Source organism: Micromonospora palythoicola (genome assembly GCF_036689795.1).
Classification (GTDB): domain Bacteria; phylum Actinomycetota; class Actinomycetes; order Mycobacteriales; family Micromonosporaceae; genus Micromonospora; species Micromonospora palythoicola.
Map to the genome: position 1 here is coordinate 25,789 of NZ_JBAGKI010000061.1, position 9,239 is coordinate 35,027.

The 9,239-nt window shown below is 74.2% G+C and carries 7 protein-coding genes; 5 read left to right on the forward strand and 2 right to left on the reverse strand.

The features are described 5' to 3' along the window. Positions 1 to 43: 43 nt before the first annotated feature. On the reverse strand, positions 44 to 1,729 hold the full coding sequence (locus V5O40_RS22275) for a tetratricopeptide repeat protein (protein ID WP_332907266.1): 1,686 nt from the start codon (positions 1,727 to 1,729) through the stop codon (positions 44 to 46). A gap of 194 nt (positions 1,730 to 1,923) precedes the next feature. Between V5O40_RS22275 and V5O40_RS22280 the strand changes: the two genes are divergently transcribed. Beyond that, positions 1,924 to 2,955: an SIS domain-containing protein gene (locus V5O40_RS22280; RefSeq protein WP_332907274.1), complete on the forward strand. Its 1,032-nt coding sequence runs from the start codon at positions 1,924 to 1,926 to the stop codon at positions 2,953 to 2,955. Positions 2,956 to 2,980: 25 nt separating this feature from the next. Beyond that, entirely contained in the window at positions 2,981 to 4,528 is a 1,548-nt protein-coding gene (locus tag V5O40_RS22285) for a sensor histidine kinase (protein WP_332907267.1), read from the forward strand. Between the two features lie 62 nt (positions 4,529 to 4,590). Here V5O40_RS22285 and V5O40_RS22290 read toward each other — a convergent pair whose 3' ends face one another. Then, entirely contained in the window at positions 4,591 to 6,102 is a 1,512-nt protein-coding gene (locus V5O40_RS22290; protein WP_408631927.1) for a glycosyltransferase family 39 protein, read from the reverse strand. Between the two features lie 375 nt (positions 6,103 to 6,477). Here V5O40_RS22290 and V5O40_RS22295 point away from each other — a divergent pair, with 375 nt between their 5' ends. The 3 genes from V5O40_RS22295 to V5O40_RS22305 are packed head-to-tail and all read left to right on the forward strand — an operon-like array spanning position 6,478 to position 9,088. Next, on the forward strand, positions 6,478 to 8,169 hold the full coding sequence (locus V5O40_RS22295; protein WP_332907268.1) for a nitrite/sulfite reductase: 1,692 nt from the start codon (positions 6,478 to 6,480) through the stop codon (positions 8,167 to 8,169). Then, positions 8,166 to 8,327, forward strand: a complete 162-nt coding sequence (locus V5O40_RS22300; RefSeq protein ID WP_269738142.1) for a hypothetical protein — start codon at positions 8,166 to 8,168, stop codon at positions 8,325 to 8,327. The genes V5O40_RS22295 and V5O40_RS22300 overlap by 4 nt, the downstream gene beginning before the upstream one ends. After that, positions 8,324 to 9,088 (forward strand): phosphoadenylyl-sulfate reductase, encoded by a 765-nt coding sequence (locus V5O40_RS22305; RefSeq protein WP_332907269.1) that lies wholly within the window; start codon positions 8,324 to 8,326, stop codon positions 9,086 to 9,088. Before V5O40_RS22300 ends, V5O40_RS22305 begins: the two co-directional genes overlap by 4 nt. Positions 9,089 to 9,239: the final 151 nt, after the last annotated feature.

Consider the following 9,239-nt stretch of genomic DNA (forward strand, 5'->3'; position numbering starts at 1 on the left):
CCGGCGGCGGACGTCCCCGCCGGGGGCACACGCCCGCGACTCGTCACACCGATCGACGGAGCAGTCGGCGCAGCAGGGCGCGCAGTGCCCGGGTGACGCCACGGCGTTTGCGGACGGTCACTCCGGCCAGCGTCCGCGCGGTGGCGATGGTCTCCGGATCGAGGTCTGGCGTGGCCAGCGCCAGATGTGCCAGCGAGGCCGCGTTGGGCACCGGATGGTGCCGCACCGCCGTGGCCACCGCCGCCAGTCGCTCGGTGACCAGCGCGGCCACGTCGGTGCGGACCGACGGATCGACCCAGGCGGCGGTCACCAGGGCGAACAGGGCCGCCTCGGCGACCTCCGGCACCTCGTGCGCCAACTCCACGAGTACCCGCCGCCGGGTGGAATCGGGCCACGGCTCATCGGTGCGGTGGTGCAGCAACCCGAGGCAGGTCCAGACCTGCACGCAGCGCACCCACAGCGCCGGATCCTGACCGGCGAGCACCCGCCCGAGCGCGGTCTGCGGGGTCTCGGGCGGATGGGCGAGCAGGCCGAGCAGGTCGGCCAGGTCGAGCGTGGCCAGGCCGACCGCCGCGTCGTAGGCCGCCGGTGGGTGCGGCCAGGCGGGGTGGGCGAGCTGGCGCAGGCGGCGGGCGGCCTCCGCGGACGGCGGCGACGTGGGACGCGCCGCCACCGTCGGCTCCGACCCGCCGAGGGGCCCGGTGCCGGGTCGCCCGAGCGTCGCGGCGGTCCCGCTCGCCGGTGGTGCCGGCGTCACCTGACCCAGCCAGGGACGCCCTCGGCAGCATTCGGCCAGGTCGCCGTGTTCGTGTGAGTCGTCCGGGTGGTCGCGGACGAAGTCCGCCAGCGCCACCAGGTGTCGCACCGCACCATCCCGCTGGAATCGCAGGCGGTGCGCCGTGTGCACCGCGCAGTCGAAGGACGGGTTGCGGGCCAGGGCGCGCTCGATCCACCTGAGCGCCTCCTCGAGCCGGCCGTGGTCGGCCAGGGTGCCGGCGATGTCGGCGTACACCGCCAGGTCGTCCGGGTCGTGCTCGACGGCGCGACGCAACGCGGCCAGCGCCTCCCGGGTCCGGCCGGCGCTGCGTAGCGCGTACCCGAGCCACACCTCGCCCATCTTCGACGGCGCCGCCCGTACCCCCCGGGCGGCCCAGCGGACCGCGAGTGGAACCTCCTCCACCCGCCGGGCCAGCGCGGATGCCGTGCCCAGCAGCAGTGCGTGCTCCGGGTGGACGGTGACCGCGTTGCGGGCGAGCGTCAGGTACGGCGACAGGGCGGCCCGGTTCGGTGGCGCGACCGGGTCGGGCACGGCGGCGCAGACCTGCATCAGCACCCGGGCGGCCTGCTCGGGTCCGAGACGCTCGGCCAGCTCGGGCGAGGTCACCCAGGGCACGCCCGCCCAGTCCGCCCCCGGGGCGTGGGCGGTGGCCGCGACCAGCAGATCGAGGCCCTCGGCCGGTCGGCCGGCGGCGGCGAGCAGGTGTGCCCGGGCGACCACGGCGCCGACGAACGTGTGGTGCTGCAACGGGAACAGGTCGATCCCGCCGTCGCCGCTGGCGGCGGCCAGCCGGGCGAGGGTCTCGTGCACCTCGGGCAGCGTCGGTGCCCGGGCCAGCGCCGCGGCGACGTGCTCGGCGGCATGCGTCAGCTCGCCGGAATCCAGGGCCCGCCGGGCCAGGATCAGTTCCTCCGTCGCCGGCAGCGCCCGGTCATCCGTTCCCTCGGCCACGTGGTCCTCTCACTCGTTGGTCCCGGCTGCTCGGTGAGGTCGGGTCAGCGTAGGTGACGAACCCCAGTTTTGGTGATCCACTGCGCACTACTGCTCATTTGATTGCTTGGACTGGATCAAAGATGCAAGACTGAGCAGCAAACGCGCGGATATCGCGCAGGGGAGGAGTTTTCGTGACGCGCCCAGGCAGCGGCATGACCGCCGACATCGACGAGCAGCCGGCCGGCTACGAGCGACTGCTCTCCACCCAGCACGCAACCCGCATCGCCCGGGTGGCCGCGGCCATCGCCGAGCGCCGACCCCGGCACGTGGTGTTCACCGCACGCGGCACCTCGGACCACGCCGCGCTGTACGGCGCCTACCTCAGTGAGATCCGCCTCGGCCTGCCGGCCGGGCTGGCCTCGCCGAGCGCGGTCACCCTCTTCGGCGCCCGGCCGGACCTCTCCGACGCCCTGGTGGTCGGGGTCAGTCAGAGCGGCGGATCCCCCGACCTGACGGAGGTGCTCCGGGCCGCCCGTGCCTCCGGCGCCCTCACCCTGGCCGTCACCAACGCACCGGACTCGCCGTTGGCGACGACCGCCGAACTCGCCATCGACATCGCGGCCGGGCACGAGCGGGCGGTGGCCGCCACCAAGACCTACACGGCCGAGCTGCTCGCCCTGCTGATGCTGGTGGAGGGGATCCGGGCCGGTGACGGCGCGCTGCCCGCCGAGGAGCGCCGGGCGCTGGCCGACCTGCCCGAGTTGGCCGCCCGTACCCTCGCCGACCCCCTCGCGGCACAGCTCGCGCCGCGCTACCGCTTCGCCGCCCAGATCGTCACCACCGGCCGGGGGTACGCGTACCCGACCGCCCGGGAGGCGGCGCTGAAGCTGATGGAGACGTCGTACCTGCCGGCGCTGGCGTTCTCCGGCGCCGACCTGCTGCACGGCCCGCTGGCCATGACCGACCCGGACGTGCCGGTGCTGGCGGTGGTCGGCTCGGGGCCGGGCGGACGGTCGATGGGCGAGGTGCTGCCCCGGCTCGGTGAGCGCCGCGCCGACGTGGTGGTGGTCGGCTCCGCCGCGATCGACGGGGCGACCCGCCTCGCGGTGCCCGAGGTCGACGAGCGGTACGCCCCGCTACTGGACATCCTGCCGTTGCAGCGGCTGGCCCTGGCGCTCGCCCTGACCCGGGGGGAGGATCCGGACGCGCCGCGCGGGTTGAAGAAGGTCACCGCGACGATGTGACGGTCGGCGTGGCACGCTGGTCGGCGTGTCAACGCTGCGCGATCTCGCCGAGGAGCACACCCGCCTGCGCCGGGTCGACATCGACCACCTGCACCGCATCGCCGGTGACTGGCAGTTGCTGTCCGACCTCTCCTTCGCCGACCTGCTGCTCTGGGTTCCGGTCGACGGTGAGGGCAGCTTCCTCTGCGTGGCCCAGGTGCGTCCGACCACCGCGCCCACCGCGTACCAGGACGATCAGGTGGGACGGATCGTCGGTGGTCCGGAGGTGGCGCACCTGGAGGTCGCCTACGGGCAGGGGCGCATCTGGCGGGAGGGCGACCCGGTCTGGTACGGCGACGTGCCCGCCCGGCACGAGGCGATCCCGGTCCGGCTGCGCACGGCCGACGGTGAGTCCGGCGAGGTGATCGCCGTGGTGGGCCGGGACACCAACCTCTCCACCGCGCGTACCCCCAGCCAGTTGGAGCTCAACTACCTGACCACCGCCGACGACCTGGCGCAGATGATCGCCGACGGCACCTTCCCACCACCCCGGCACCCGGGCGAGACCACCTCGGCGCCCCGGGTCGGTGACGGGCTGGTGCGGCTGGACGCCGGCGGCAAGGTCACCTACGCCAGCCCCAACGCGCAGTCGGCGTACCGGCGCCTGGGTCACGCCTCGCTCCTGGTCGGCGAGGATCTCGCGGTGCTGCACCGGCGGCTGGCCGGCGATCCCCTGGACGGCACCGACGCCGCCAACGGCATCCTCGCCGCGCTGCGCGGCGAGGCGCCGCCCCGCCGGGAGATCGACGCGCGCGGGGCGACCATGCTCACCCGGGCCCTGCCGCTGATGCCCGCCGGCGTGCCGATCGGCGCGCTGGTGCTGGTCCGCGACATCACCGAGGTACGCCGACGCGACCGCGCGCTGATCACCAAGGACGCCACCATCCGGGAGATCCACCACCGGGTGAAGAACAACCTGCAGACGGTGGCGGCGCTGCTGCGCCTCCAGGCCCGTCGGGTGGCCATGCCGGAGGCGCGGGTGGCGCTGGAGGAGTCGGTGCGCCGGGTGGCGTCGATCGCGCTGGTGCACGAGACGCTCGCCATGTCCAGCGACGAGGCGGTGGAGTTCGACGGCATCGTCGACCGGGTGGCCAACGCGGCGACCGAGGTGGCGGCGACCGAGGTGACCGTGGCGATGCGTCGTACCGGCACCTTCGGCGTGCTGCCGGCCGAGATCGCCACCTCGCTGGTGATGGTGCTCAACGAGCTGCTGCTCAACGCCGTCGAACACGGCTTCCCACCGGCCGACGACGACTCGCCGGTGCCGGCCGGCCCGCCGAAGCCCGAGGTGGTGGTCTCGGCACACCGGCTCCGCCGGATGCTCAACGTCACCGTGACGGACAACGGCCGGGGCCTGCCGGCGGGATTCGACGCCGAGGGCGGCGCCAAGCTCGGGTTGCAGATCGTCCGGGCGCTCGTCACCGGAGAGCTGCGCGGCACCATCGAGTTGCGGCCCGGCGCCGACGGTGGCACCGAGGCCTTCCTGGCCCTTCCGTTGGCCCGCAGCGCGCCCGAGGGCCGCAGCGGCGGGTGACCTCCTGCCCGCCGCCCCGACGGTTCCGGTTCGTCACCTGTCGGGAACGGGCGGGTCGATGCTCAGCCGCGCCGGGTGAGCAGCGCGAGCGTGATGCCGGGGCGTGGCCACACCCGGGCCACCGCGAAGCGGTCGCGGAGCGCGTCGCCCTTGGTGCCGGGCACGGCGGCCAGTGGCTCGGATCGTCGTCCGGCCAGCACCAGCCAGACCCGGTCGACCTCGGCCAGGCACTCCGCCGGCCGGTCGCACTCGACGGCCCACAGGTCACCCCGACGTTCCTGCCCCTCGACCAGCAGCGCGTCCCGCGGGGTCCGGCCGCCGAGGTGGTAGCGCAGGCCGAGGTCGAGAAAGAGCCAGCTGTCGCGGGGTGAGTAGACCACCGCGTCACCGGGCTGCCGATCCCTGCCGACGATCTCGGCCACCGCCCGGTAGTCCACGGTCGCGCCGCGGGGCCACTCGTGGGTGCGGCGCAGCGCGGCCTGGTCGGGCAGGCCGAGCAGACCGGTCAGGGCCACCACCGCGAGCGCGGCGGGCAGCCGGGCGGAGGAGAGTGCCGCGCCGGCCAGCAGGCAGCCGAAGGGCACCACGAAGACCAGGTAGCGGGGCACCCAGATGGGGACGACCAGGCCGGCGAGAAAGAGCAGCAGCACCGGCGCCAGGACGCAGCTCACCGGCAGCAGCCCCCGGCGGCCCGCCCGGGCCGCGCCGAGCGCGGCGAGTCCGAGCAGTACGCCGCCGACCACACCGCTCTGCGCCACCCCGCCGGCCAGCGCGGCCAGATCACCGGGTCGGGCGGCGTCCACCCAGTCGAGCTGCCGGGCCCGCTGTCCCCGAGCCAGCAGAGCCAGCGGCGCCACCGCCACCGCCACCGGCACCACCGTGGCCAACCAGTACCCGAGCAGCCGGTCCGGCGACCCGCGCCCCCCGCCACCGCTCGATTCGCCGGCCCGGCCCTCGACCTCGCCACCGGCGGCGGGACCGGTCCGGACGCTTCCGGTCAGCACGGCGACCGCGTGGGCGGCGAGCAGGGTCAGGGCCACCAGGTGGGTGAGCCCGAGGGCGGTGGTGGCCGCCGCGTAGCCGACCCAGCGCCACCGGCTGGGCCGGCGCAGCGCGTCGACCAGCAGCAGCGTGCTCAGCACCGCGAGCGCGCCGGCCAGGGCGTACGGCCGCGCCTCCTGGCCGTACCGGGAGGTGCCGGGCAGCACCGCGAACAGCAGGCCGGCGAGGGTGCCGACGCGGGTGTCCCACAGCCGGTGTCCGAGTACCGCGGTCAGCCCGGCGGTCGCGGCCATGGCCAGGGCGGAGGGTAGGCGCAGGGCGGCCACCGAGTCGCCGGCCACCGCCAGCCAGGCGTGCATGAGCAGGTAGTAGGGGCCGGTGGCGGCGTCGATGGTGCCGGCCAGTCGGAACAGGCCGGCCACACCTCGGGTCGCCGCACTCCAGGTCGCCAGCTCGTCGCGCCACGGCTGGGCGGCGTCCAGGCCGGCGAGCGTCGCCAGCAGGGTGACCGTCGCCGGCACCAGCCACACCGGCACCGCGCGCAGCCGCCCGCCGCTGAGCCGGACGCCGATCCCGGCAACTGGAATCGACCTGTCGGACAAATCGCCCACGTTGCGAGCCTGCCACACGGTGACGCTCGGGGGAGCCGGCAGCGACCGCCCGTGATGTGGGATCGCGCACGCGACCATTGGCCGCCCCGGCCCAGGTGTGGCAGCATGACGGTTATGACTGCCGCTGTCGTGCGCCGCTTCGTGGCTCGACGCCACGTTGATTACGGCCGCGTGCGCAGCGCCATCTGTCCGGCTCACTGACGACGCCCGACCATCCCTGCCTCGGGCACGCAGCGCGCCGGCCGTGCAGAGACATCGCTGTCCACGGTCCCTCCGGGAACCGGTCGTCGCGCGCTCAGCCCCACCGAGGCGCAGCAGACAACGGAGGACGCCGCGATGGCAGTCAGCGAGATTCCGGCCCGCCCGCCGCGGGCGCCCCGGCGCCCCCGTGGTGAGGGCCAGTGGGCGCTCGGGCACCGAGAGCCGCTCAACCCCAACGAGCGGATCAAGAAGGACGACGATCCGCTGAACGTCCGGGCGCGCATCGAGAACATCTACGCCCACCGTGGCTTCGCCTCGATCGACCCGCAGGACCTGCGCGGACGGTTCCGGTGGTGGGGCCTGTACACCCAGCGTAAGGCGGGCATCGACGGTGGCCGTACCGCCGTGCTGGAGCCGCACGAGCTGGAAGACGAGTTCTTCATGCTGCGGGTCCGCGTCGACGGCGGCCAGCTCGACCTGACCCAGCTGCGCACCATCGCCGAGATCTCGCGGGAGTTCGCCCGGGACACCGCGGACATCACCGACCGGCAGAACATCCAGTACCACTGGATCCGGGTCGAGGACATGCCGGAGATCTGGCGGCGGCTGGAGTCGGTCGGGTTGCAGACCACCGAGGCGTGCGGCGACTGTCCCCGGATCGTGCTGGGCAGCCCGGTGGCCGGGGTGGCCGAGGCCGAGCGGATCGACCCCACCTCCGCCATCGACGAGATCGTCAAGCGGTACGTCGGCGACAAGCAGTTCTCCAACCTGCCGCGCAAGTTCAAGTCCTCGATCTCCTGGCTGGTGGACACCCCGTACGAGGCGAACGACATCGCCTTCCTCGGTGTCGACCACCCGGAACACGGCCCCGGCTTCGACCTGTGGGTCGGCGGCGGGCTGTCCACCAACCCGATGCTGGCCCAGCGCCTCGGCGTCTGGGTGCCGCTGTCCGAGGTGCCCGACGTCTGGGCCGGCGTGGTCGGCATCTTCCGTGACTACGGCTACCGCCGGCTGCGCCACCGCGCCCGGCTGAAGTTCCTGGTCGCCGACTGGGGTGTGGCGAAGTTCCGGGAGGTGCTGGAGAAGGAGTACCTCGGCCGGACGCTGCTCGACGGCCCCGCACCGACACTGCCGGAGCGGCCGATCGACCACATCGGCGTGCACCGGCAGCGCGACGGCCGTAACTACGTCGGCGCCGCCCCGGTGGTCGGGCGGGTCTCCGGCACCCAGCTCGCCCGGCTCGCGGACGTGGTCGAGGCGCACGGCAGCGAGCGGGTGCGGCTCACGCCGTACCAGAAGCTGCTGGTGCTCGACGTGCCGCCGGAGCGGACGGAGTCGCTGGTCGCCGGCCTGCGTGAGGTCGGCCTGGAGGCCCAGCCGTCGGCTTGGCGGCGCGGCACCATGGCCTGCACCGGCATCGAGTACTGCAAGCTCGCCATCGTCGAGACCAAGGCGCGCGGCGAGGAACTCGTGGCCCGGTTGGAGCAGCGACTGCGCGACTTCGACACGGACATCTCCATCCACATCAACGGTTGCCCCAACGCCTGCGCCCGCACCCAGGTCGCCGACATCGGCCTCAAGGGGCAGTTGGTGCCCGGGCCGGACGGCCGTCAGGTGGAGGGTTTCCAGGTACATCTCGGCGGTGGGCTGGGCATGGCCGAGGGGCGCACCGCCGGCTTCGGGCGCAAGCTGCGCGGCCTGAAGACGACCGCCGAGGAGCTGCCCGGGTACGTCGAGCGGCTGGCCGAGCGTTACCTGGCCGGCCGGACCGAGGGCGAGACGTTCGCCAACTGGGTGATTCGGGTCGACGAGGAGGAACTGCGATGAGTGGTGAGACTCGTTCCGTGCCGCTGTACTGCCCGTACTGCGGCGAGGAGGATCTGCGGCCGAGCGAGACCGGGCATGGCGCCTGGGAGTGCCACGCCTGTGCGCGGGTCTTCACGGTCCGGTTCAGTGGCCTGCTCTCCCGGGCGGTGACCCGGTGAGCGCCCTGGTCTCCGCCGCTGGCCTGGGCCTGGTCGGCACCACCGCCGTGGCCACCGCCGATCCGTCCCGACGCGATCCCGACGAGTTGCGCAGGCTCGCCGAGCGGGCCGGCCGGGAGCTGGAGGGCGCGCCCGCGCCGGAGATCGCGCGGTGGGCGGCGGAAACCTTCGGGGACCGGTTCTGCGTGACCAGCTCGATGGCCGACGCCGTCCTCGCCCACCTGGTCTCCCGGGTCGCACCCGGCGTGGACGTGGTGTTCCTCGACACCGGGCTGCACTTCCCGGAGACCCTCGCGGTCCGCGACGAGGTGGCCCGCACCCTCCCGGTGAACGTCCGTTCCATCCGGCCGCGACTGACCGTCGGTCAACAGGATGGCCAGTACGGACCGCGGCTGTTCAACCGGTCCCCGGACGAATGCTGCCAGCTGCGCAAGGTGGAGCCGCTGGAGCGGGCGCTCACCGACTATGACGCGTGGGCCGCCGGCCTGCGTCGCGACGAGTCGCCGACCCGCGCCAACACGCCGGTGGTCACCTTCGACGCGCGGCGGGGCAAGGTGAAGGTCAATCCGATCGCGGCCTGGACGCAGGCGGACGTCGACGCGTACATCGCGAGGTGGAACGTGCCGGTCAACGAGCTGTTCCGGCGTGGCTACGGCTCGATCGGCTGCTGGCCGTGCACCCGGCGGACCGGAGCCGGTGAGGACCCTCGGGCGGGTCGCTGGGCGATGTTCGAGAAGACCGAGTGCGGGCTGCACGTCTGACCGGAGGCGCCGGCCCGATCGGGCCGAGCGACCCCCGGCCGGCCGGCGCGCCGGGTGCGGTTGGTGCTTACGGGCCGGTTGGCGAGCCGCGGCGGCTGGTCGCCCATGGCCGCCGCGATGCGCGCGCGGGCGGCGCGACCAGGGGGCGGGG